Below are 24,105 nucleotides of genomic sequence, written 5' to 3'. Positions count from 1 at the left end.
TAGGAGGGTAACCGTGAAATTACCGAAAGAATTTTGCCAAAAATACCAGAAATTAATGGGCGATCATGCCGAAGCTTTTCTTAAAAGTTTTGATCGAGAACCCACGCAGGGCTTCCGAATTAACCCGTTAAAAGCCCATACACCAATTGAAGAAAAGCTGGATGATCCGATTCCATGGGCCAAATGGGGCTACTACGGAAAGGTTCGTGGCCGAACGGTCGATCATCAGAGTGGTGCTGTTTATGATCAGGAACCAAGCGCCATGTACGTTGGGACGGTCGTTGATCCGAAGCCTGGTGAAAAGGTGTTAGATTTATGTGCTGCACCAGGGAGTAAGACAACGTATTTAGCTAGTTTGATGAATAATCAGGGCTTGCTAGTGGCTAACGAAATCATTCCAAAACGGGCTAAGGTCTTAGCCAGTAATTTAGAACGCTTTGGTGTTACTAACGCTTTGACCTTAAATGAACCTCCGCATAAAATGACGAAATCATTTAAACGGTACTTTGACAAAATTTTGGTAGACGCACCGTGCTCTGGTGAAGGGATGTTCCGTAAAAATCCCGAAGCGATTAAATATTGGTCATTAGATTACCCAAAGAAATGTGCCGAACGGCAACGAAAGATTTTAAACCAGGCCGTTAAGATGTTAAAGCCTGGCGGAACGTTGGTCTATTCAACGTGTACCTTTGCACCTGAAGAAGACGAACAGGTCATTGCGTGGTTACTGGATAATTATGATTTTAAGACGGTGCCCGTTAAGAAGTATCCAGGGATGCTAGGTGGCCAGCCACAGTGGGCTAACCATAATCCTGAATTGAAGAATGCCGTTCGAATCTTTCCTAACCGAGTTAAGGGTGAAGGGCACTTCATTGCCAAGTTACAGAAGGGTACCCAAGGCAGCCCAAAGAAAATAAAAACTCAGCGCAGTAATGTTCCGCACCGAGATCGTGATCTATGGAATCAATTCGCAAAAAAGGATTTAGTTGATTTTCAGCCTAAGAATTTAATTGAATTCGGACGTCAATTATACGCATATAATCCTGACATCCCGAACCTCAAGAAGCTTCAGGTCGTTAGCCCAGGACTTCACTTAGGAACGTTAAAGAAGAACCGCTTTGAACCATCATATGCGTTAGCCTTGGCTTTACATCCGGATCAGGTTAAACATCACGTCACGATTTCCATTGACGAATGGAAAAAGTACGTTCATGGTGACACGTTACCGGTTGATCCGAAGTTACCCAAAGGCTGGTACCAATTAATCTGCTGGAAACAACCAATTGCGTTTGGTAAAGTCGTTCAGGGTACCATCAAGAATTTCTTCCCGAAAGGGCTCCGTTTTCTCGTTCGATAATCAGTATGTTAGATGTCGCTGATGTAAGTAACTAATTAAAGATGGACTTAGTAGTAATCTTTGTTGCTGCAACTGAGCGATATCTTTATATCCTAGCATGGTCATAATGATCTTAAGACCACGCTGCCAATCTTTAATCATTTGAATCGTTTTATCAGGTCCTCGTCTTAGGAGTGAATGCAAGATGACGCCAGCAACGCCGACTGCACTTGCACCTAACGCGAGGGCTTTTGCGATGTCAAGCGGATTTTTAATTCCACCTGAAGCAATGATCTTCATCTCAGGTTCAAACGGACGAGCCTCAAATAATGATTCTGGAGTAGTTAGGCCCCATTTCTCAAGATAAGAAAGATCCTTTTCAGGACGACGGTAGTTTTCAATCTTGGCAAAATTAGTTCCACCGTGGCCACTTACGTTAGCGTATTTAACACCAATTGACTGAAGTTGTTTGAGCGTTTCTTTACTCATTCCGAAGCCGACTTCTTTGATGATCACCGGTTTTTTAACGTTGCTAACGACCGATTTAATATTTTTTAACCAATGAAAAGAGCGGTGGCCTTCGGGCATAATTAATTCTTGTGGCACGTTAAGGTGGATTTCTAACGCATCCGCATCGATTATGTCAATCACTTTTTGAGCATCTTGATATGAATGGGATGCCCCTAAATTAGCAAAAATGATTCCCTTGGGATTAACTTTTCGGACGATCGAAAAAGTCTTGATTAACTTCGGGTCCTGTAAAGCAACACTTTCGGAACCAACAGCCATGGCTAAGTCAGTTGCTTTAGCAATTTTTGCCAATTGGGCGTTTAATTGTCCAGTCTGTCGGCTGCCACCGGTCATGGCCTCAATATAAAAGGGCCATTTTAACGTCAATGGTCCTAATTTAGTCGAAGGATTAATTTGTTGATAATCAGTTTCTGGGAGACTTTGATGGACAAAGCGTAACTGATCAAAGTAATCATGATGATTGGCTCGATTAAAATATTCCGCTAAGGAAACGTGTTCATCCTTACGGTGAGAATGCTGATTAATCATGATGGACAACTCCTGATGATTGTTGGGTAACCTTAAACTTTAACGGCTGAATGTGGTTCTGTTTCCATTCGTCTAAAATCTGCTTAATGGGTGACTGACGATTAACAACTGTGATCCCACAGTCACCACCGCCGGCTCCAGATGATTTTGCGGAACCACCGTAGTGAATTGCAATTCTTGATAATTTCTTTAACTGTGGGGTCTCAATGTCAACCTTGGTAAAATCACCCAATTGATTCAATAATTTTCGGTTAACAGCGATTTCATGCTTGATTAGCTTAAGTGAGCCTTCCCGAAAGCCGTGAATCATTTTAATTAGGCATTTCTTGCTGGCTTTAAGGAATTGGTTATACTTTTCTGGATTATGAGCTCGACCTAATGAAACCTTATCAACTAAGTGCGAGGTTGATGCCGGGGTGCCGGTCCAACCAATCAAAAGTTGAAGACTTTCTGGAACCGTTAATTGTTCAATCTTGAGGTTTGGCCAAGGCATATTAATCAACGTTTTAATGGATGAATTTCGCTGCATGATCTTTAACCATTGATGGTCAAAAGTCCGGAAAGCAATCCAACCACCATAGACACTGGCAGCGATGTCACCTAACGAACCGTTGCCTTGAACTGAGAAGTGGGCGATAGCCGACAGTTTAAAGAGCTGTTCCTTATTGATTGGGATGTGATAAAAGGCGCATAAAGCGTTGATCGTAGCTACGGTAACAGCGGCCGATGAACCTAAGCCGTATTTCTTACCGTCAGGGCTATCAAGTTGGCTATCAATTTTAAGGTGATATAAGCCTAACTTAACGTGTAACGATCTTGCATATTGCTCCGTAATTTTAATGGCCGATAAAATATAGCGAAATGGATTATCTCGATTATCAAAAATCATTTGGTTACCTTCACGGCGCCAATAAATGGTGCTGGCTTGGTACTGTTTAGAAATGATGCTGCCGTATTTATGGCCAGCGGAAATTTCAACCGTTATGTATTGGTTCAACGCCACGACGATTGACGGCATCCCGTCAACAACGGCATATTCACCAGCGATATACAATTTTCCAGGAGCTATTACTTTTATCAAACGATCAGACCTTTTCTTTCTACTATTGATAATCTCTAATTTATTTCTGAATTAAATGGGCGCCTGGGCCAGGCCCCGAAATCACAATTTTATTTGGGTTAAAGAATTTCGATAAATAACGTTTAATCCGTAAACTGTCACAATGCTGACAAATGACCTTAACGTTCGGTCCGGCATCGATCGTGTAGTAACAATTCACACCCTTAGCCTGCAGATCATTAATTAGATCAATAATTTTAATGGTGTCACCGTTGAAATACATGAACGGCGGATCAGCACTCAGTGTTAAGGCGTGCATGCGCATCGCGTTGGTTTCTGCAACATGTCCCAACGTCCTAAAATCATCATTTTGAAGTGCGTTAACCGCCGTCGTTAGATCCTTAGCGGTCGTTTCTTTCCACGCTCCATAATAGGGTGAAGTCTTGACGCTTCGACGCATTCCTTGACGACTGCTAATCTTTTTCGGTGTCTTTTTAATGATAATCGCAATCATATCAACATCATTTAAGGTACTGTCTTTGATTGGAAACGCGTATGACGAATGATTGTCATGGCCACGTTGCCATTCGACCCAGCCACCGAAAATCGAGCGGGATGCCGAACCAGAACCATGACGTGCTAAACGGGACAGATCCTGTTTTGATAAGCGTAACCCGGCAGCATAGCTACTGGCTAACGCTAAAGCTGATAAGCCAGAAGCAGATGACGCTAATCCAGCCGACGTTGGAACGTGATTAACCGAATTAACCACAGCGTGAGCTTTAGTATTAGCTAGTTTACGGACTAGATTTAATACCGCCATGATTTTTTTACTTACGGGAATCCGCTGATGATTAATCCTGATTTGATCCTGCTTTAAATCATTTAAGAATTTAACGGCGGTGTCTGTATAAAATTCCTTTAGCGTTAAGGATAGGCTGCTGCTCTGTGGAATAATGATCTTTTCGTCAGCTTTACCCCAGTATTTAATGACTGCGATGTTCGTATGAGCACGTGCTAAGACTGGCTCTTTACTAAGCATTCTGACCTCCCGAAGCCAAACTAAAAGGCTGAAGCCAGGTATCGACAGCTCCAGCTTTTAGTAACGCTTTCGAAACTTTTTTAGCTTGGGCATCATCTTTAACTAACGCAATCATGCAGCCACCAAGGCCACTGCCGGTTAGTTTAGCACCGTAAGCACCGTTAGCTTTTGCGGTATGGATTAGGTTATCTAACGGATCACAGCTGACCCCTAATTTAGCCAAGTGGTACTGAGCATTACTCATATCCTGGCCTAGTTGAACGATCTGATTATTAGCTAATCGTTGCTTAGCGTCTTTGGCTAATCTCCCAAGACCTTGAATATGAGTTTTACCAAACGTTGGATCGTTAACGACCTTTTCATGGACTGAATTAACGGCAATATCGGTTCGACCTTTAACACCACTATCGGCAATTACCAATTCGCCATCCAAATTAATCGATGTTGATTGAATCGGCTGACCCTTTGTGAACCAAACCGGTTGACTAGCGGCAGTGGTGGCCGCATCCATACCACTCGGATTACCGTGCGTAATCTTTTCTTCAATGTTGGCATCCTTTAATAACTGAGTATGGGTCAACGGTTGCTTGAAGTACTTATATAAAGCTCTGGTGACGGCTACGGCAGTCGCAGCCGATGAACCCATCCCTCGTTCAGACGGAATCGTGCTTTCAATTTGCATTGAAAAGGTGGCGTTAGTTTGATGAAAACGGGTTAATAACGATTGAATCAATCGTTGCGTACCCAGCATATTAGAAGGGGCCTTTTCGATTGAACCAATAAAATATTTACATTGTAAAATTCGATTGTTTAAAGTTGGTTTAATTGTAACGGTCATGCCAACGTTTGAAATCGGTAATACCACAGCAGGTTCACCATAAACGGCACTGTGTTCGCCCATTAAAATGATTTTAGCGTGACTTTTTCCGATCGCTTGGTGTAACAAAAATATCATTCTTTCAATAATTGATAGACATTTTAAATAATATCACATCGTATAACCTAGTGAAACGACTCCCGTATCATTGCACCGCTGGATAATTTGTCCGAATGTTTCTCAAGCTAAAAGAAAGTGTAGTACGATAGGAATAGACGTAATTTTGATAATAGATTGGTGAATGTTTATGAATAAAAAGACTATCTACTCAGTAGTCGACCTTGAAGCGACCGGAACCGACGCATCAGCTGATGACCGCATTATTCAGTTCAGTTGTACGTTTGTTCAAGACCAAAAAATAATTGATTCTTTCTCAACTTTAATCAACCCGCTAAAAGCAATCCCCGAACGAATTACACAATTAACCGGGATTACCAACGCCATGGTGAAAAATGCGCCGAGTTTTCGAGATATTGCGAGCCTTTTGTATCACATGCTACAGAACACCGTATTTGTGGCCCACAACGTCAATTTTGACTTTCCGTTCCTTAATTATGAATTGAAACAAATTGGTTATCCACAGCTAAAGATCAAGGCAATTGATACGGTCACGATGAGCCAGATTCTTTTACCAACGCTGCCCAGTTATCAATTACGTCGAATCAGCAGCTATTTTAATATTATTCATAAACATCCGCATTCCGCCAGCAGTGACGCCTACGCAACGGCTTATTTATTAATTCTTTTAATTAATCGGTTACGAAGTCTCCCGTACGACACCCTAAAGGGCATCATTAAGATTCAGCCTAAGTTGCCACGGAACACGATGGAGATGTTTAAGGACACCCTTCAACAAGTTAAAGATATTCACCGACCGTTATCATCATACTTAAGAGTAAAGCGGGGACTAGTCCTAAGACGTAATAACATTAACCGTCGTCATGACGATAAAACGACCTACAAATTTCCGACGTCTAAGCCTGAAAAACTTCGGTTATACCAAAGTCAATTGGAATGGTATCCTCAGCAGGCCAAGATGATGAACGAAATCTACCGCAACTACACTAAGGATAAAAAGCCAAGTAACTGGATGTTCGAAGTTGCGATGGGGATGGGCCGAAAGATTGGTTACACGTTACCGTTAGCTTACCTAAGTCATAATCAGCACCAGGTCGTTATCATTAGTACGGCTTCCAAACTTCTACGCAAGCAGTTATGGGACCAGACGATTCCAACCCTGAATAATTTATTGCCGTTCCATGTCTCTAAGTTAATCATTAAGGACAGTGCTAATTACATTGATCTAAACCGGTACTTTAATACGCTTCGGGTTCATGAAAAATCTAATCAGACCCAGCTCGTTAAAGCAATGATTTTAGTCTGGTTAACGATTACGACAACCGGTGACTTAAATGAACTCCACATTAACCCAAAGATTCCGTACCTTAATGAAGTGCGTCATTATCAAGATCAGACTCAGCACCGTCACAATCCGTTTTATTACCAGGACTTTATTCGTCAGCATCAAATTGCCGCCCACCGGGTTAATTTCATCATCGTCAGTCATTCATATCTATGTACCCACGCTAAAGAACTCAGTCATTTGAGTAAACATCCGTATCTGGTGATTGATGAAGCTGATAAGTTGCCACAGGCTGAGATTAGCCAGTACCGCTTCAACTTTAATTTGAATCTAATTAATATTGAGACTCGTAAAATTATGGGTGATCTTCACCAGACACATAACCATAATCTTTACGATATTTTACCTAATCACTTTACCGTTAGACGCAAATTAAAGTTAATCCAGGGTGCGTTAGCGGAATTAAGTCGAGCTTATCAAAAGATCATGTACCGGTTCTCAATTACGTTTCTCCAGCGACGGTTATTAACACCTGTCGGTAAACATATGCTAACGATGCCGTCGTTAAAGAAATTTCAAAAATACATTAATAAGGAAAACCCTAATTTTCAGGTTTTGAATCACGATATTAACATCATCAAGAAGATTACCAATTACTTCCAGGACATGAGTGGAAAGCGCAGTTATCGCCGGATTAACCGCCTTGAAATGGATAACTATTACCACCACGTCAGCATGTTAATTAACGCTAAAGATATGTTCAACGCCATCATCGATCAAATCCAGTCTCATCCCGAAAACTGTATCTTTAAAGCCATCACTAACGAGCCTCACAATGTAGCGTCATGTTATTTAAAGGGTGGCCTAATCAGTATCGGCAATCATTTGGAAAAAGACTTGTACCAATACTTCAGACCAATGATTTTTACGGATCATGCGTTGATGGTAAACGGCGCTAAGCTCACTAATTCCAGGATGAAACTACCGTTATCTAATACTCGTCAGAAATCAGATTTAGACAAGATCAGTGAAGCGAAGCCTGCTATTAACGTCTACCAGACTTCGTCATTATTTCATCAGCCGGATCAATATTGTAAAGCTCTAGCAACATTAATATTGGCGAAAGCCAGCAAGAAACCCCAGCGATTATTAGTTGGTTTTTCATCTCTAAAGTTAATGACCGGAACTTTCAACGTTTTGACGGACGTTGATCAAGTCGAAGAACCCGTCTATGCACTTGGAATCAACGGCAGCAAGAAACGGATCTTGAAACGCTTGACCAACGCTCAGAGAGCAATCGTGTTCACTAACTTGACCTGGTTTAACCAGTTAAATTTTAATTACCCCAAGGAATTCGGTGAGTTAATCATTGCGGATTTACCGTTGGATACGAACGAGAACATGTATTACAAAGCTAAGGTCCATCAAATTAAGCAGTCACATCAAGACGTGAAACGTCTGATGCAGTTACCAGAAATAATTTTAATTATTAAACGGAGCTTGAATTATCTGCCGACTCATAAAAACAGGCTCGTAATTTTTGACGGCCGAATTTTGAATCATCCGTACTTTAAGCAGTTTGCCCGAGCATTGCCACAGGGCGTTATAATTAATCAGCGGAAGGTCAAATTTAATGGGTAATTTTAACCCAGATTTGATATAATATTTTTATCGGCACTAAATCATGTTATTTAAGGAAGTTCATCGTGAGAATTATGCAAGCGGAAACGTTGCGTAAACAGCGTGACCGAAAATTATTAAAGTCAATCTCCATCGTTGTTTTAGTCATCATCATCGGCTTAATCATTATGCTGTTTATCGCTCAGCGACCGATGCGTCAAGCTCGGGTCCAATCATTTAATACCGCTCAGAAAACTGAAGGCATTAAACGTGCTAACAGTTTTTACATGAGTGATCTTAATCATACGTATTACACCATTGGTGGACCCAACAAGCGTGATAAAAAGATGTACGTGATTATGAATAAGCACCATAAATTAGTGCGTACCGTTTCAATTAACAGCGGGGTTAGTCGATCAGCAATTATGAATCGAGTTAGGGTTCAGGATCACGCCCGTAAAATCATTAGTGTCGCACCAGCGATCTTTAATGGTAAAACCGTATGGATCGCTAGCTATGAAAATCATAATAAACAACTTTGCTACCATACTTTTAAATACAGCACCGGTAAATCACTACAGCTTATAACTAATGTATAAAGAAAACTTTAGAAATGTTATACTTAAAGCACTAAGTATTGGAGGGAACCCGAATTGAAACAAATTCATATTGCAGACGCTAAAGATCATGTTGGCGAAACCGTCAAAATTGGTGTTTGGCTAACAGATAGAAGATCAAGTGGAAAGATTGTATTCTTACAGTTACGTGATGGAACTGCTTTCTTCCAGGGAGTCGTTAACCAGAAAAACGTTTCCGCTAAATTAATGGACGTTGCTAAACATATCGGTCAAGAAACTAGTATGTGGGTAACGGGTACGATCGATGAAGATAAGAGATCTCACTTCGGTTACGAAATGCAGGTCAAGGACATCGATGTAATTCAAAAGGCTGAAAATTACCCGATCACACCAAAGGATCATGGGATTGACTTCCTTTTGGATCATCGTCATTTATGGATCAGATCCCGTCGTCCATTTGCCGTTTTAAAGATTCGAGACGAAGTTAAACGTGCTACGTATCGTTTCTTCCACAAACACGGCTTTGTTCAATTTGACGCTCCAATCTTTACCGCTAACGCACCTGAAGGTACTACTCATTTATTCCATACTGAATACTTTGATCACGATGCTTACTTATCCCAAAGTGGTCAGTTATATGAAGAAGCCGGCGCTGAAGCATTCGGTCGTGTCTATTCATTTGGCCCGACATTCCGAGCTGAAAAATCAAAGACCCGTCGTCATTTAACTGAATTCTGGATGATCGAACCAGAAATGGCATTTTGTCATCAGGATCAAAGTTTAAAGATTCAAGAACAGTACATCGCATACTTAGTCCAAAGTATCATTGATAACTGTCAGTACGAATTAAAGTTATTAGGTCGTAACGTTGATACTTTAAAGGCTTATACTAAGTTACCTTATCCTCGTATCACCTATAATGAAGCCGTTAAGATGCTTCATAAAGGTGGCTTGGACTTTAAGTGGGGTAATGGTTTTGGTTCTCCAGAAGAATCATTCTTAGCTGATCAATACAAACGACCGGTCTTTGTTATGAACTATCCTAAGTCCGCTAAGCCGTTCTACATGAAGCCTGATCCGGATGATGATAAGTTAGTAATCTGTGCCGACTTATTAGCACCTGAAGGTTATGGTGAAATTATCGGTGGCTCTGAACGTGCTACTGACTATAACTACTTAAAGAAACAGATTAAGAAGTATGGCTTAAACGAAAAGTCTTATGACTGGTATTTAGACTTACGTAAGTACGGCAGTGTTCCGCATTCCGGATTCGGAATGGGCTTAGAACGATTCTTAACCTGGATTACGTTAGAAGACCACGTTCGTGAATGTATTCCATTCCCACGTCTTCTAAATCGTTTACACCCATAAAAATCATTAATTTTATAAAAAAGGGCGGCCGTTTTATAGCTGCTCTTTTTTGTACCCAACATCACGGATGAGAAGGGATTAACATGGATTCATTTGCGCTTAAATTAATTGAGAACGGCCAGACGACCATTTCCAATTATCTACTTTCCAACTTTACGAAACTGAATATGAACCCTAATGAATTAGTAATGTATTTACAGATTAAACGTTACTCCGACGAAGGAATTAAGTTCCCGGACGTCAATTCATTGATTAAGTCCACTGGATTTTCTAAAAATCAGGTTTATGAGATTTTACACAAACTGATCCAAAAGAAGTTAATGACGATCAACACTACTCAAGATGAAGATCATCATGAAACGGATGCCTATGACTTTTCTTTGATGTACCAGAAACTAGATCAATTAAGTCATAGCAATCAGGATAATAATGAAAACTGGTCGCTAAACAATATTAGCCGGACTAACACTAATTCAGTTACCGTTTCCGCCCGAGACCAAGTTTTTAGGACGATTGCTAAAGAATTTGGGCGTGACCTGTCACCGATGGAAGCGCAGACGATCGATGGTTGGATGACTGATGATCATTATTCACCAAAAATGATTGTGTTAGCTTTACGGGAAGCCGTTTTAAGTCAGGTCTATAACCTCCGCTACATTGATCGAATTCTTAACAGTTGGGAAAATCGTAACATTCGGACTCCGCAGGCGTTACAGAACGCTATTAATCAGGAAAAGAATCAGCATCGTCTCAACAATCATCCCACTAATGATCAAAAGGGTCCCGATATTCCAATCTTTAAGATTTAATTTCTATATCAAAGTAAAATAAAATGCCAGCTAACAATTAAGTTAGCTGGCATTTTTTATTATCATTCAACAAATCTTAACTTGGTTGTGACGTGCTAGAAGCATTGCTGTTTTGACTGTTCTTAGCTTGAGGCTGACTTGAATTCTGGGTACTGTTTGTTGAAGCTTTACCCTTCGGTACGTCAGTATCGTTAGACTTACTAGAACTTGATTTATCATTATTTCCAGAACCGTTGTTACCAGAAGAAGTCTTATGGTTTTCAGTTGAACTGGAAGAACTAGAATCAGAGTTTCTAGAATTATCTTTCTTATCTTTGTTAGTATCACTGGTCTTAGCGGCCTTACTAGACGAATCATTAGTCTTAGCTTGAGCATCACCAGGATGACCAACTACATAGTATTCGGTTCGGCCATCACGCTGGATACTGCCAACGTCGCTTGGTTGAGTCCAGTCTTCGTTCGGCTTGTTACGCTGAGCGTATTGCATTGCGTACTTATAGAAGTTTTGGGCAATATTGACTTCCGAACCGCTAACGTAATGACCTGGTTTCATCTGATGATCATAACCGGTCCAGATCGATAGGGCATAGTTCTTGGTATAACCGGTGAACCATGAATCCATTGCGGCATAACCAGGAAGACTGCCATGGAAACTGGATGGGTATTGAGTAGTACCAGTCTTACCAGCTTCGTTTAAGCCATTAATCTTAGCGGCGGTACCAGAACCTTTAGGATCGGTGATGACACCTTTAAGCATATTAGTCATCATAAAGGCGGTTGCTGGTGACATTGCGCGGTGCCCATGACTCTTAAAATGATGAGCCTGACCATCGGGTTCAACAACTTTGTTGATAGTGTATGGACGGTGATAGATTCCACCGTTAGAGAATGCTGAGTAGGCAGCGGCTTCCTGTAATGGTGAAATGTAAGCACCAATCCCGTTTTGTAACTGTAGCTTTTGGTTGAACGTCATCCCTAAGCCTTTTAAGAACTTAGTGGCGTGGCCAATTCCAACGTGATGAAGCGTTCTGATGGCTGGAATGTTACGAGATTCAACTAAGGCTCGGCGCATCGTAATGTTACCTTCGTACTTATCATCAAAGTCCTTTAATTTAATGTCAGTGCCAGGGTACGTATATGGCGTATCTTGAACAGGTTGATAAGTTGGGAAGTAATCATATTGAATTGCAGGGCCATAGTCCATTAACGGCTTCATTGTGGAACCACTGGAACGGTCGGTACGAACGGCACGGTTAAAGCCAAACGGAACGGTCTGCTTACGGCCACCTAACATGGCGTTGATCTTACCGTTCTTGGCGTCAACCATAGCCGCTCCAATCTGGAATGCATTGTTAGGAAAGCCAACTTTACCGCCATTCTTATTGGCTAAATTATAAAGTTTCTTCTGGTCGGCATAGTTCAAATTGGTGTAGACCTTTAAACCGGAATGTAACTTATATTTGTGAGCCTGTAATTCCTGAATGGTCTGCTTTAAGTAGGCATCGATAACTTTTTCATGCTTATCATTGATATTGGCGTTTGGATGAGTCTTAGCTAATCCTTGTTTGATCGGTGTGGCGGCAGCTTGGCGTTCCTGAGTCTTACTGATCTTATGATTATTATACATTGAGATCAAAACTCGGTTACGACGCTGAGTAGCGTACTTTGGATAAACATATGGATTATACAAAGATGGTGACTGTGGCATCCCGGCAAGCAGAGCCGTTTCTGGAAGGTTCAACTTATTAAGCGGTTTGTTGTAGTAGAATTCGGCAGCAGTCTTCATTCCGTAGGCGTTGTTACCCATGTAGACCTTGTTAACGTAGTATTCCATGATCTTATATTTTGGATAACGGTGATCAACCTTTAGGGCTAACCAAGCTTCTTGGGCCTTACGTTTTAACGTTCGGTCTGAAGCGGCAGTTGAGAATACAGATAATTTAACCAACTGCTGAGTTAACGTACTACCACCTTGCAAACCTAACTTTGAACCGGTTAAATCAGCAAAAGCGGCTTTAGCGGTACGAACTGGATCGACACCATGATTTTTATAGAAGTGACGATCTTCAGTTGAAGTAATCGCATCCTTTAACTGTTTAGGAATTTGTTTAGCGGATGCATACTGTCGATTTTGGGCACCTAAGCGTGAAATAATGTGACCGTTGGCGTCGTAAATCTTAGTCGAATTATTACTAGATAGGGCGGCCGTAGTGACTTTAGGTGCGCTTGCAACATAGAAAAAGAACAAACAAGTACCCAGGATCAAGAACAAAACGATGACCGCTAGAATACCCAGAAAGATCTTTTTAAACAGTTTAGGTTTGTGGTCTGACTCTTCAGCCATCTCACGCGCCTGAACTCTCGTTTCAGGTTTCATATAAAATGGATCTCCTTTTTTGTCTGTTTAGACAAATTAGATATGAATAATTTTATTAACACCATCTAAATACGGTATGAGAGGTTCAAGCCGATAGGGGATCTTGTAACCTCGCTGGTCAATCACCTTTTTTGGAATTGATTTTCGGCCGCCATGATATTGGGCGTCCCAATAAGAAAACAAATCAGTTGCTTTAAAGACGTAAATTTCGTTAGTTTTTACGAATTTAATAAGGCCGAAACAAATTCCACCCTGGCGAACACATTCACGCATATGTTCAACCTGATGACGGTGAAAATTGCGGAGCGGAAACGCAGTTTTGTTCTTAGTTTCCTTAGCATCGAAATCAATGTAATGCCCTTTATAGACACCGTTGTAATCAGTTGTTGAAGCCTTACTAAAGTACGCTTCTCGAATAACGGCGGCACTTCGTTTTGGGTAATCAACCTTAACGATCGAAATCGGAGTGGGCTTTTTGTGAACCACGGCGATTCCTTTGGCGAGGTAGTAGGCGTTACTCTTGTTGATTTCATGTTCAAGCGACATCCCACGATCACCAAAGGTCGTCAAACGATGTTTATGATTAAGATGCTGGGGATGATAACGAGAATAACCCATTCCATTCGGATAATTAATTTTCGTTATTGTCATCTTCTTATATGGAGTTTATAAAGGTCTATTTAAAAACATTATACCAAGTGTCCAAATAATATGGAAACTGGTTTATCATTATAATATATGTAGAAAGCTGATGATGATGTGAAAAGATTATGGGTGACTGGATACCGCAGTTATGAATTAGGCGTTTTCAAGGATGACGATCCAAAAGTAAAGATAATCAAATCAGTCCTAAAGGATCAGATCTCACAAGCCGTGATCAATGGTTTCACCTGGTTCATTACGGGTGCTCAACTAGGTGTTGAACAGTGGTTTGTTGACGTTGCTTCAAAATTAAAAAAGAAGTATACGCATGAATACCAGATTGCGGTAATGCTGCCGTTCACCAATTTTGGTCAGCATTGGAACGATCGGAATCAGCTTCGAATGAAGCAAACGATTAAAAGGGCTGACTTTTCGCGTCCAGTCAATAACTCAGATTATTCATCACCACAGCAACTTTTTAATTATCAAAATTTCATGCTGACCCATACCGATGCGGCACTTTTGATCTATGACCCTGAGTATCCTGGGAAGACCAAGTATGACTATGCCCAGATTCAAAGGTATGCTAAGCGGCATAATTATCCTGTGACCACGATTACCATGGATGATTTACAGGACGCTGCGAATGAATATGAGATAGTTTATCGAGAAAATCACAAAAAAGATTTGCAACATAAGCAACATTTGTTATAATAGGCGTTGTTCTAAACGTGTTTGAGTTGAGGTGTAATTAGATATGGGAAAGATTCATTTTACTCCAAAAGATATTCTCCAAAAAGATTTTAAACAAAAAATGAGGGGTTATGATCCTACCGATGTTGATAGCTTCTTGGATATGGTTATTCGTGATTACGAAACTTTTGATAAGACGATTCAACAATTACAAGACGAAAATGATCAATTACGAACTAAGGTTGATCAGTTAACTAAGTCTGGAGCTACCGTTAATAATAACGTAGCTTCCCCTCAAATGGCTCAAACGCGGGATCAAAATCAGGATCGTCAGCCACAGAGTTCTGCGGCTCAGCCTGATAACGCTACTTATATTAATATCTTAAAGCGGTTATCTAATTTAGAAAATCACGTTTTTGGTTCAAACATGAATCAAAATCATAATTCTGACCAATTTTAAGATAAATTAAATTAATACATAGGCATAAATTCTGAGTAATCGCGCCTAGCTTTTGCTGGGTGAGGAAAGTCCACTCTCGCACAAGCTGAGATGCTTGTAGTGTTCGTGATCGGTGAAAAAATAAACCGGTGAATCACTTTTATTAGTGACTACGGCGGAGAAACAAGCTAAGGTTCTGCTATGCTTTAATACTCCTGAAAAGTGCCACAGTGACGAAACATTGGAGAAATCCAATCGAATGGAACGCGGTAAACCCCTCGAGCGGAGAACTCAAATTTTCGGTAGAGGAGCTTCACGCACGGAAAATGAACCAAGCGTGGGGACCGCATCATATTTATGATGCGATAGATAGATGATTACTGCTCATATGATTTGACCTGACATTTCATGTGAGTACGAAACGTGGCTTATAGGAATTTATGTCATCAGGAAAGGGTGAGGGCTTATGCTCTCACCTTTTTTGTTAAGTCGATTAAATATTTAAAAAATTAGATCGTAAGGTGAAAATCGGTGCAAAAATTTCATCTCGTTGCTACAGCAGCTGCTGGAATTGAATCCGTCGTTGGTAAGGAACTTCAGCAATTAGGCTATCAAACTCAAATTCAAAATGGCCGAGTTTTATTTGATGGAACGTTAGATGACGTCGTCAAAACTAATCTATGGTTACGAGCCGCTGATCGAGTCAAAATCTTAATTGGTGAATTTCCAGCTAAGACATTTGATGAATTATTTAATAAAACTTATAGCTTAGCCTGGGATCGTTATCTACCAATGAATGCGACATTCCCGGTTGAAGGAGTTTCTGTTAAATCACAGTTACACAGTACCCCTGACGTTCAGGCGGTAGTTAAAAAGGCCATTGCTAAAAAAATCGGTCATGTCTACCACCGTCGAAGCCGTCTACCAGAAACGGGTCCCGTATACCCGTTAGAAGTATCCGTTCGTAAAAATATGGTTCGTCTGACGTTGGATACCACCGGTCCCAGTCTTTTTAAACGAGGCTATAAGATCTTAAAAGGGCCCGCACCGTTGAAGGAAAACATGGCTGCTGCATTAATTGAATTGACCGACTGGCATTCTAAAACAATGCCGTTCGTTGATCCAATGTGTGGATCCGGAACGATTCCGATTGAAGCTGCGTTAATGGGTAAGCACATGGCCCCAGGATTAAACCGTCATTTCACTTTTGAAAAGTGGGAATGGATTAATCCAAAACGAATTGAAGAAATTCGTGAACAAGCTAAAGCCGCAGCTAAACCTAAGCAGCCTGTTCAAATTTTTGCGTCAGATATTGATCCGAAGATGGTTAACGCCGTCAAAATTAATTCTGCTGAAGCGGGATTATTAGATGACTTACACATTCAGCAACTTGACGTTAAAGATTTTAAGACTGATTTAACCGATGGCGTAGTAGTTTCTAACCCACCATATGGTCAACGAATGGAAACGCCGGCTGAAGTTCATAAGCTATACCGAACCTTAGGGAACGTCTTTAAACCGATGACTAGTTGGTCAAAGTATTTCTTAAGCAGTGACCTTAATTTTGAACATTATTACGGTCAACGAGCCACGAAGCGACGAAAGCTTTATAATGGTTCGTTAAGAACTGATTATTTCCAGTTCTGGAGCACCAACAATTATCACGGTAAGCATTAATTTGAGGAGCTTTTTACATGAAGACTAAAATTGCGATTATCGGCGGTGGCATCGTTGGTTCGACCGTTGCTTATTACTTGAGTCAATTAAAAGGCCATCAGGAAATTGAAGTCACCATGTTTGATGATGGTCATGGTCAGGCCACCAAAGCTGCGGCTGGAATTATCTGCCCATGGTTATCAAAACGACGAAATAAGCAATGGTATCATTTGGCACGGGCTGGCGCTCAGTTGTTACCAAAATTGGCAAAAACAACGGCAATGCCCGCTAACGAATATAATCAGTCCGGTGGCATCATTACGAGAAGTACTGATGATGCTGTTAACGCAGTATATCAATTAGCAATTCAGCGCAAAGTTAATGCGCCAACTATGGGTCAGATCCGAAAGTTAACAGCTCAACAGGTCAAAGATCAAATCCCCGTTTTGGATCATTCTCAGCCTGGTGTAATGGTAACCGGTGGTGCTCGAATAAACGGTCAAAAGTTATCTGAACATCTAATCAAGATTGCTCAAAAACGTAATTTAGCGGTGATTCCAAAAAATGTCCAAATGGTAAATGATCATGAACTGAAGACCACTGATCATGATTATAAATTCAGTAAAATCGTGGTCGCTACCGGGGCTTGGATCAGAAAGACCTTATTACCCTTAGGGATTAAAGCTGACATTCGCCCACAAAAGGGTCAATTGATCAGGGTTCACGTTCGTGATACTCCTGAAAAAGAAAACATGCCGGTATTAATGCCCGAAGGTGAGTATGATTTCTTACCGTTTGGTCATGGTCAATTAGTAATTGGGGCTACTCATGAGGACCAGATGGGCTTTGATTTAAGACCTAACCATACGAACGCACTTAAGTTACTAAGCAGTGCTCAGAAGTTAGTGGACCATGTAACACCTGATGACATTGATCAAGTGCGCACCGGTACTCGTGGTTACACTGGTGATTACGGACCGTTCTTTGGTGCAATTCCACAACATCCTGATCTGTTAACCGGTGGCGGTCTAGGTTCATCCGGATTAACGACCGGTCCTATCATCGGTAAATTCTTGGCTCAAATGATTTTAACCGATCCTGTGATTAATTTTGATTATTATGAAAAACCAATCAAGAAATACTTTCGGTTCAACGATTAAGTTTTTAAAGAAGGATCATTATAATTATGAAACAGCATCATTTTTATTATCAGCCTAGTCCAATCTTCAGCACGATTGACTGGTGCTGGACATTCGTGGTCCTCTTAACGGGGATCATCTTTTGGTTAGAGGTTACTCATGTCCAGTGGATTACGATTACCTTTTTTATCGCTTTCTTTATCATCGCTGGATTAGAATTCCTTAACCGACGCTTAATCATTGCTGGATCAACCATTATTATTAAAAATATGTTTGGTCGTCAGTGGCGTCGATTTAACATTGATCACAATTCGGACCGTGTTTCATTCAGTAAGTACACCATGACAATTGAAAAGAATGGTAAGAAATACCAGTACAGTTTATTTCCTAGAGATCTTAAGAAGATCAATCAAATTATAAAAGCGGTGAACAGATAATTTATGTGGATCTACTACGCAATCATTTTATTTATTGCGATTTTAGGTGCTGATCAGTTTTCAAAATTCTGGATCGTAAATAATATCAAAACTTTAAGTGAACATGAATTTATTCCAGATTTTTTATCAATTACGAACGTTAAAAATACCGGTGCCGCATGGAGTATGTTCACCGGTAGTCGGGGGTTCTTCGTAATCATCGGGATTGTTGCAATTGCTATCGCAGGCTATTATCTATGGAAATGCCGTTACGACTTTGGTTACGAAACGGCCATTACGTTGTTTATCGCCGGCGCTTGCGGTAATTTAATCAGCCGAATCGTTCATGGTTACGTAATTGACATGATCCAGACCGATTTTATCAACTTTCCGATCTTTAACGTTGCCGATTCAGCATTAACGGTTGGTGTAATCCTGTTAATGATCCTGATTGGCTTTAATAAACCCTTAAGGAAACGTGATTAAATGACGATTAAGCACTTAGTAATTACAACTCAACGGGGCCGAATTGATAAAGTCGTTTCCGAAATGATCAGTAAGTTGAGCCGATCCCGAATTAAGAAGTTAATCGACAAGCACCTAGTTTGGGTCAACGGTAAGTTGACCAAACCGAAGTATAAGGTTAAAGCTCATGACAAAATTACCGTGAAGATTCCGGCACCTAAAAAACTAAGTCTGGTTCCCGAAAAGATCCCGTTAGACATTATCTATGAAGATCGCGACGTCTTGGTGGTTAATAAGCCACAGGGGATGGTCGTCCATCCCGCTCCAGGACATCCGGATCATACCTTAGTTAACGCGTTACTATATCACACACCACTATCCAACATTAACGGAACGTATCGACCTGGAATCGTTCACCGAATCGATAAAGATACGTCAGGTTTATTAATGGTGGCTAAAAACAATCTTGCTCATTATTCGTTATCTGATCAGCTTCGTCATAAGACCAACGTCCGTGAATATATTGCCCTAGTGCACGGTAACATTAAAGAAAAGGGTGGCACCGTTGATGCGCCACTGGGACGGTCTAGACGGAATCGTAAAAAACAGGCCGTCGTTAGTGACGGTCGGCATGCCGTAACGCATTATAAAGTTCTGGAACGATTCGGTAAGTACACGTTGATTGCTTGCCGGCTAGAAACTGGTCGGACTCACCAAATCCGAGTTCATATGAAGTACATTGGTCATCCGTTAGTTGGCGACCCGTTATATGGACCTCGCAAAACGATCAAGGGCCATGGTCAGTTTCTTCACGCTTGGAAATTGGGCTTTCATCATCCCCGAACCGGAAAGTTACTAATTTTTACTGTGCAAATGCCAGTAATTTTTCGACAGGTATTAGACAAGTTAAGACGACAGAAGTATTGTGGTAAGCAGAATTATTAATTCTGACGAATTCAATCTAAAAACGGAGGTAGCAGAATGCGGAAATTAATTATGGATAAAATGGCTATGCAACGAGCTTTAACTCGAATTACGTACGAAATTATCGAACGTAATAAAGGGATTAAAGACCTAATGATAATTGGTATCAAGACTCGCGGTGTTTACTTAGCTAAGCGAATCGCCAAGCGTCTTGATCGGCTCGAAAAGGCTAAAGTTCCGGTTACCAGCCTTGACGTCACTAAATATCGTGACGATATTGATCACGATAGCTCCCATAAGGATCCTAACGTCGTCCCTGATAATAAGTCGGTTTCCATCGAAAAGAAGAACGTCGTTTTAGTTGATGACGTTTTATATACCGGCCGAACCGTTAAAGCGGCCTTAAGTGCCTTATCCGAATTGGGCCGGCCCCGAACCGTTCGTTTAGCCGTTCTGGTTGATCGTGGCCATCGTGAATTACCAATCCGTGCTGACTTCGTTGGTAAAAACATTCCTAGTTCCAGAAAAGAACGGATTCGAGTTTCCGTAATGGAAAAGGATCATCGGGATGCCGTTGAAATCATTCATTAATGTAGGTGATCGTTATGATGGGCTATCGATACCTGATTTTAGCTGACGGGACTTCTTATCGTGGCTACGGCTTTGGCTCAGACGCCACGACAACAGGTGAATTGGCCATTAATTCAAACATGCTAGGTTATCAAGAATCAATGACTAACCCGGCTTATTATGGCCAAATTATTGTTTTTACTCAACCGTCAGTTGGTAACACCGGAATTAATGATAAAAGCTACGAGTCGATTCAGCCCCATACCAAAGGGATCATCGTTCGTGAATACGCTAATATTTCCACTAACCGAAACCACCGTTTATCCCTGGATGAATTTATGAAACAAAACAACATTCCTGGGATCTGTGGCTTAGATACTCGTGAAATCACCAAACACATTCAGAAGCACGGTTCAATGATGGCCAGTATCGTTGACGTTAATGATAAACATGCCTTTGACCAACTGCATGCGACCGTTATTAACCATCAGCAGGTCGCCCAAGTTGCAACACCGAAAGCTTACCAAGATCCAGGGACTGGGTATAATATTCTGGTCGTTGACTTTGGTTTAAAGAGTAATTTATTAGGTGCGTTAACTCAGCGACAATGTAACGTCACCGTGGTTCCTTGGGATACTACTGCGCAACAGATTTTTAATTTAGATCCTGACGGAGTGGTTCTATCAACCGGACCTGGTTCACCTGAAAACGTTCCTAGATCAGTATTAAAGATGATTCAGAAAGTCCAGGCCAGAATTCCGTTATTTGCAATTGGTCTTGGCCATGAGTTATTTGCTCGAGCTAACGGGGCGAAGACCTGTCGCATGCCAGCTGGATATTTTGGTAGTAATCATCCCGTTAAACGAATTATTACTGGTCAGGTGGTCCACGTTTCCCAGAATCAGGGTTACCAAATCGCAACGTTGTCGTTAAGACACACCCCGTTATTCGTAACTTACATTGATTTGATTAATCATTCCATTCAGGGCCTTCATCATCAGGATTATCCCGCATTCTCCGTTCAGTTTAATCCGAATGGTGGTCCTGGACCGAAAGACAGTTCCGAATTATACGATGAATTTCTTGAAAACGTTCATTCATTCAGAAGTAAGAGATGACACCAATGAATGCTGCTAATTCGAAAATTTTAATCATTGGTAGTGGCCCCTCGTCCATCGGTAACGAAAATGAATCCGATGCGGCGAGTTTTCAGATTATTACCCAGTTAATTAAGCATCACGTTACACCATTCGTAATTGATGACAACGCATTTTCAGTAACCTTAAGTTTATTAGATAAGTCTCAGGTCTTTATTAATAAAATCACGATTCATAACGTTATCCAGGCCATTAAAAAAGCCCGTCCGGATTCAATCTTACCTACGTTAGGTGGAAAACGAGCCGTTAAAATCACCCAGTTCTTGTTAGCACGTGGCGTTTTAACCAAATATCACGTTAAGATCGTGGGAATTTCTGATGAAGCCCTTAAATTAGTTAGTAATCCGCTCCGTTTTGGCGAAGTGGTTCATGACTGTAATGAACCCACGATCACTTCAACGATTGTATCATCATTTCAGGATGCTGAATTAATTGCTGATAAAATTGGCTATCCCGTCATGATCAAATCGCTCTCACCACGCTATCGAATTCGCCGTCGAATCTGTAAAGATCCCGAAAAGTTAAGGGTTAACCTTAAAAAGTACCTTAATGATTCCGAAATTAATAAATGTATCATCGAACCTGATATCACCGGATACCAGGAATTCAGTATGATCGGTGTTAGAGATGACCAGGGAACCCGGATGATTATTAACAGTATTGAAGACATCGATGCTTTCGGGATTCATCCCGGTGACTCATTAACCATCACACCGATTCAAACCTTAACTGATCCGCAATACCAGCGGTTACGCAACGCAACGTTAAAGATTATGGACACACTAGATATTAACGGATTCTGTGGGGTTCAGTTCGCATTTAACCGCAGTGGAAACTACTATTTCATTACCAAAGTCGTTCCGTATTATACCCGTGCCGTTGCTTTATCATGTAAAGCTTCTGAGTATCCGTTGTTAGAAGTCTATACGGATTTTCTAATGGGACAGAATTTTTCGACGCTTAAGTTATCGAACGAGTATGATCCGAAGACAAAGTGCTTGGAACCATCATTAGATCACGTTTTAGTTAAGATTCCGTTATGGCAATTCAAAGACATCAAGACTTCCGATCAGCATTTAGGAAGTTTAATGCAGTCCGTTGGCTCATCAATTGGGGTTGGTCGGACGATCGAAGAAGCATTACTGAAAGCCTTACGGAGTTCACAGTTCAGTCCAAAAGATGTTCTACCAAACCGGCGTAACATGTCGGATGATGAATTAATTGATCAGTTGATTCACCCGCAAGCCAGTCGAATCTTAGTTTTGATTGAAGCGTTACGTCGTCATTATCCGGTTCATGACCTAGCGGAATTAACTAAGATCCAGCCGTTTTACTTTTATAAGTTAAAACGACTCTTGGCCGTTGAAAAGAACATTCTAAATAAGCCGGGCAATATCGACACCATCAAACGAGCTCACGAAAGTGGCTTTGGTGACGGGATGTTGGCTGAAACCTGGAATCAGTCGCTAGCTCAGATTCGGGATGCTGACCAGAAGGGCGAAACTAGACCCACCTATAAACAGATTGAACCGTCGGCCGGTGAATTTATTCAGCACACCCGGACTTATTACAGTAGCTATGAGCACGAGAATGAATCTGCTCAGTTGTCAGATCGGTCGGCATTGGTCATCGGTCGAGGCGGTAATCAGTTAGGACCAAATACATCGGCTGATTATTACACCGCTGAAACTCTAATTCAGATGCATAAACTCGGCTTCAAGACAATCATTATTAATAACAATCCAAATGCTGTTTCCTTAATCCCACGCATTAGTGATAAGCAATATATCGAGCCCGTTCAGCTTGGTAACATCACCGATATTATTCATCTGGAAAAGCCCCAGTTGATCGTGGTTCCAGGGAACCGTCACTTTTTACTTCGCCAGTTGACCCGGCGTTTCCCAGATCAAGCCATTATTTTACCGCCTGACCAGAAGACCGGTGTCACGATCCCGAAACGAGCTAGTGTCGGCTTAGACTTCTTCGTTTCAACGCACCAGCAACAGTTGATTACACCGATGAAATTAATTAGCCGGTTCCATTCGGAACTTAAATACGTCAACGAGATCAAGCCGTTTCAGATTAACGATGACAAATTGCTCCATACCTTAAAACATCAGGCGATCCACGTCATTAATCAATCGAATTGGAAGGGCTTGGTCCAGGTCTTATTTAAGACCGGTCCAAATGGTTATTCGTTAGTAGGAATTCGACCGTTGCGAACCACTGAAACCGTCTTCTTAAATCAAATTTCTAACGTTAACTGGATCAGAGCTTTGATTCAGTTATATACTCATCAACTAACGCCTGCTCAGTTTGTCAGCATCTTCAAACGACTTAAAGTTTTGCCTGCTAAAATGACCGATACGTTTCCGTTTAAACAATTGTCGGTTGTTAAGCCTCATCTAAAGCCGAAGTTTAATAATAATCATGCCGTGGGTGCAAGATTAACGTTACTTTAATTGAACTAAACTAAAATCCCGTTTTGATATTGATAATCAAAACAGGATTT

General features: G+C 41.1%; 21 protein-coding genes and 1 other RNA gene. 16 read left to right on the top strand and 6 right to left on the bottom strand.

Features of this window, described 5'->3' with window-relative positions; genetic code table 11:
* The first annotated feature begins 13 nt into the window (after positions 1-13).
* Positions 14-1,357: an RsmB/NOP family class I SAM-dependent RNA methyltransferase gene (locus ELX58_RS05310; RefSeq protein WP_133442116.1), complete on the top strand. Its 1,344-nt coding sequence runs from the start codon at positions 14-16 to the stop codon at positions 1,355-1,357.
* Here the strand turns inward: ELX58_RS05310 and fni are convergent, their stop codons facing one another.
* Genes fni through mvk form a run of 4 tightly spaced genes read right to left on the bottom strand, consistent with a single transcriptional unit; the run spans position 1,358 to position 5,443 of the window.
* On the bottom strand, positions 1,358-2,395 hold the full coding sequence (fni, locus tag ELX58_RS05305; protein WP_133442115.1) for a type 2 isopentenyl-diphosphate Delta-isomerase: 1,038 nt from the start codon (positions 2,393-2,395) through the stop codon (positions 1,358-1,360). It lies immediately after the preceding gene.
* A complete protein-coding gene (locus ELX58_RS05300) occupies positions 2,388-3,476 on the bottom strand; it encodes a phosphomevalonate kinase (protein ID WP_133442114.1) in 1,089 nt (362 codons plus the stop codon). The genes fni and ELX58_RS05300 overlap by 8 nt, the downstream gene beginning before the upstream one ends.
* Positions 3,477-3,516: 40 nt before the next feature.
* Positions 3,517-4,497 carry a diphosphomevalonate decarboxylase gene (gene mvaD, locus ELX58_RS05295; protein WP_133442113.1) on the bottom strand — a complete coding sequence of 327 codons (981 nt, stop codon included), beginning with the start codon at positions 4,495-4,497 and terminating at the stop codon, positions 3,517-3,519.
* Positions 4,490-5,443: a mevalonate kinase gene (gene mvk / locus ELX58_RS05290; protein WP_236747657.1), complete on the bottom strand. Its 954-nt coding sequence runs from the start codon at positions 5,441-5,443 to the stop codon at positions 4,490-4,492. The genes mvaD and mvk overlap by 8 nt, the downstream gene beginning before the upstream one ends.
* A 178-nt stretch (positions 5,444-5,621) precedes the next feature.
* Between mvk and ELX58_RS05285 the strand changes: the two genes are divergently transcribed.
* The 4 genes from ELX58_RS05285 to ELX58_RS05270 all read left to right on the top strand — a co-directional run bounded on the left by ELX58_RS05285 (position 5,622) and on the right by ELX58_RS05270 (position 11,115).
* The gene (locus tag ELX58_RS05285; RefSeq protein WP_162614660.1) at positions 5,622-8,378 is read left to right on the top strand and encodes an exonuclease domain-containing protein; all 2,757 of its coding nucleotides are present in this window, start codon (positions 5,622-5,624) and stop codon (positions 8,376-8,378) included.
* Positions 8,379-8,452: 74 nt separating this feature from the next.
* The gene (locus tag ELX58_RS05280) at positions 8,453-8,956 is read left to right on the top strand and encodes a cell wall elongation regulator TseB-like domain-containing protein (protein ID WP_236747721.1); all 504 of its coding nucleotides are present in this window, start codon (positions 8,453-8,455) and stop codon (positions 8,954-8,956) included.
* Positions 8,957-9,010: 54 nt separating this feature from the next.
* Positions 9,011-10,306: an asparagine--tRNA ligase gene (gene asnS, locus ELX58_RS05275; protein ID WP_133442109.1), complete on the top strand. Its 1,296-nt coding sequence runs from the start codon at positions 9,011-9,013 to the stop codon at positions 10,304-10,306.
* Between the two features lie 83 nt (positions 10,307-10,389).
* Complete coding sequence (locus ELX58_RS05270) at positions 10,390-11,115, top strand: DnaD domain protein (protein ID WP_133442108.1); 726 nt, start codon at positions 10,390-10,392, stop codon at positions 11,113-11,115.
* A gap of 76 nt (positions 11,116-11,191) precedes the next feature.
* Here the strand turns inward: ELX58_RS05270 and ELX58_RS05265 are convergent, their stop codons facing one another.
* The gene (locus tag ELX58_RS05265; protein WP_217423161.1) at positions 11,192-13,492 is read right to left on the bottom strand and encodes a transglycosylase domain-containing protein; all 2,301 of its coding nucleotides are present in this window, start codon (positions 13,490-13,492) and stop codon (positions 11,192-11,194) included.
* A gap of 36 nt (positions 13,493-13,528) precedes the next feature.
* On the bottom strand, positions 13,529-14,143 hold the full coding sequence (gene recU / locus ELX58_RS05260) for a Holliday junction resolvase RecU (RefSeq protein ID WP_133442107.1): 615 nt from the start codon (positions 14,141-14,143) through the stop codon (positions 13,529-13,531).
* A 108-nt stretch (positions 14,144-14,251) separates the two neighbouring features.
* Between recU and ELX58_RS05255 the strand changes: the two genes are divergently transcribed.
* From ELX58_RS05255 to ELX58_RS05205, 11 genes are all read left to right on the top strand, one after another.
* A complete protein-coding gene (locus ELX58_RS05255; RefSeq protein WP_133442106.1) occupies positions 14,252-14,848 on the top strand; it encodes an SLOG family protein in 597 nt (198 codons plus the stop codon).
* A gap of 43 nt (positions 14,849-14,891) precedes the next feature.
* Positions 14,892-15,287 (top strand): cell division regulator GpsB, encoded by a 396-nt coding sequence (gene gpsB / locus ELX58_RS05250; protein WP_133442105.1) that lies wholly within the window; start codon positions 14,892-14,894, stop codon positions 15,285-15,287.
* A gap of 27 nt (positions 15,288-15,314) precedes the next feature.
* An RNA gene (rnpB, locus tag ELX58_RS05245) (RNase P RNA component class B) lies at positions 15,315-15,702 on the top strand.
* Between the two features lie 95 nt (positions 15,703-15,797).
* Positions 15,798-16,943 carry a THUMP domain-containing class I SAM-dependent RNA methyltransferase gene (locus ELX58_RS05240; RefSeq protein WP_133442104.1) on the top strand — a complete coding sequence of 382 codons (1,146 nt, stop codon included), beginning with the start codon at positions 15,798-15,800 and terminating at the stop codon, positions 16,941-16,943.
* Positions 16,944-16,960: 17 nt separating this feature from the next.
* Complete coding sequence (locus ELX58_RS05235) at positions 16,961-18,082, top strand: NAD(P)/FAD-dependent oxidoreductase (RefSeq protein ID WP_133442103.1); 1,122 nt, start codon at positions 16,961-16,963, stop codon at positions 18,080-18,082.
* Positions 18,083-18,108: 26 nt separating this feature from the next.
* On the top strand, positions 18,109-18,498 hold the full coding sequence (locus ELX58_RS05230) for an EbsA family protein (RefSeq protein WP_133442102.1): 390 nt from the start codon (positions 18,109-18,111) through the stop codon (positions 18,496-18,498).
* A 3-nt stretch (positions 18,499-18,501) separates the two neighbouring features.
* Positions 18,502-18,963, top strand: a complete 462-nt coding sequence (gene lspA, locus ELX58_RS05225; RefSeq protein ID WP_133442101.1) for a signal peptidase II — start codon at positions 18,502-18,504, stop codon at positions 18,961-18,963.
* Positions 18,964-19,887, top strand: a complete 924-nt coding sequence (locus ELX58_RS05220) for an RluA family pseudouridine synthase (protein ID WP_133442100.1) — start codon at positions 18,964-18,966, stop codon at positions 19,885-19,887.
* Positions 19,888-19,923: 36 nt separating this feature from the next.
* Positions 19,924-20,457 (top strand): bifunctional pyr operon transcriptional regulator/uracil phosphoribosyltransferase PyrR, encoded by a 534-nt coding sequence (gene pyrR, locus ELX58_RS05215; protein ID WP_133442099.1) that lies wholly within the window; start codon positions 19,924-19,926, stop codon positions 20,455-20,457.
* Positions 20,458-20,474: 17 nt separating this feature from the next.
* Complete coding sequence (locus tag ELX58_RS05210; protein ID WP_133442580.1) at positions 20,475-21,554, top strand: carbamoyl phosphate synthase small subunit; 1,080 nt, start codon at positions 20,475-20,477, stop codon at positions 21,552-21,554.
* 5 nt (positions 21,555-21,559) lie between these two features.
* Positions 21,560-24,055, top strand: a complete 2,496-nt coding sequence (locus tag ELX58_RS05205; RefSeq protein WP_162614659.1) for a carbamoyl phosphate synthase preATP-grasp domain-containing protein — start codon at positions 21,560-21,562, stop codon at positions 24,053-24,055.
* Positions 24,056-24,105 lie beyond the last annotated feature (50 nt).

The organism is Acetilactobacillus jinshanensis, assembly GCF_004359375.1.
Classification (GTDB): domain Bacteria; phylum Bacillota; class Bacilli; order Lactobacillales; family Lactobacillaceae; genus Acetilactobacillus; species Acetilactobacillus jinshanensis.
The sequence above is the reverse complement of the archived record's forward strand: the minus strand, read 5'-3'. Positions and strand labels throughout refer to the sequence as shown.

Bases quoted from the DNA above. Each gene is read 5' to 3' on its own strand.
- ELX58_RS05280 (WP_236747721.1), top strand. From the start codon at position 8,453: ATGCAAGCGGAAACGTTGCGTAAACAGCGTGACCGAAAATTATTAAAG.
- ELX58_RS05210 (WP_133442580.1), top strand. From the start codon at position 20,475: ATGGGCTATCGATACCTGATTTTAGCTGACGGGACTTCTTATCGTGGC.
- mvaD (WP_133442113.1), bottom strand. From the start codon at position 4,497: ATGCTTAGTAAAGAGCCAGTCTTAGCACGTGCTCATACGAACATCGCA.
- ELX58_RS05230 (WP_133442102.1), top strand. From the start codon at position 18,109: ATGAAACAGCATCATTTTTATTATCAGCCTAGTCCAATCTTCAGCACG.
- gpsB (WP_133442105.1), top strand. From the start codon at position 14,892: ATGGGAAAGATTCATTTTACTCCAAAAGATATTCTCCAAAAAGATTTT.
- ELX58_RS05270 (WP_133442108.1), top strand. From the start codon at position 10,390: ATGGATTCATTTGCGCTTAAATTAATTGAGAACGGCCAGACGACCATT.
- ELX58_RS05265 (WP_217423161.1), bottom strand. From the start codon at position 13,492: ATGAAACCTGAAACGAGAGTTCAGGCGCGTGAGATGGCTGAAGAGTCA.
- ELX58_RS05205 (WP_162614659.1), top strand. From the start codon at position 21,560: ATGAATGCTGCTAATTCGAAAATTTTAATCATTGGTAGTGGCCCCTCG.
- ELX58_RS05285 (WP_162614660.1), top strand. From the start codon at position 5,622: ATGAATAAAAAGACTATCTACTCAGTAGTCGACCTTGAAGCGACCGGA.
- ELX58_RS05220 (WP_133442100.1), top strand. From the start codon at position 18,964: ATGACGATTAAGCACTTAGTAATTACAACTCAACGGGGCCGAATTGAT.
- pyrR (WP_133442099.1), top strand. From the start codon at position 19,924: ATGCGGAAATTAATTATGGATAAAATGGCTATGCAACGAGCTTTAACT.
- ELX58_RS05235 (WP_133442103.1), top strand. From the start codon at position 16,961: ATGAAGACTAAAATTGCGATTATCGGCGGTGGCATCGTTGGTTCGACC.
- fni (WP_133442115.1), bottom strand. From the start codon at position 2,395: ATGATTAATCAGCATTCTCACCGTAAGGATGAACACGTTTCCTTAGCG.
- recU (WP_133442107.1), bottom strand. From the start codon at position 14,143: ATGACAATAACGAAAATTAATTATCCGAATGGAATGGGTTATTCTCGT.
- lspA (WP_133442101.1), top strand. From the start codon at position 18,502: ATGTGGATCTACTACGCAATCATTTTATTTATTGCGATTTTAGGTGCT.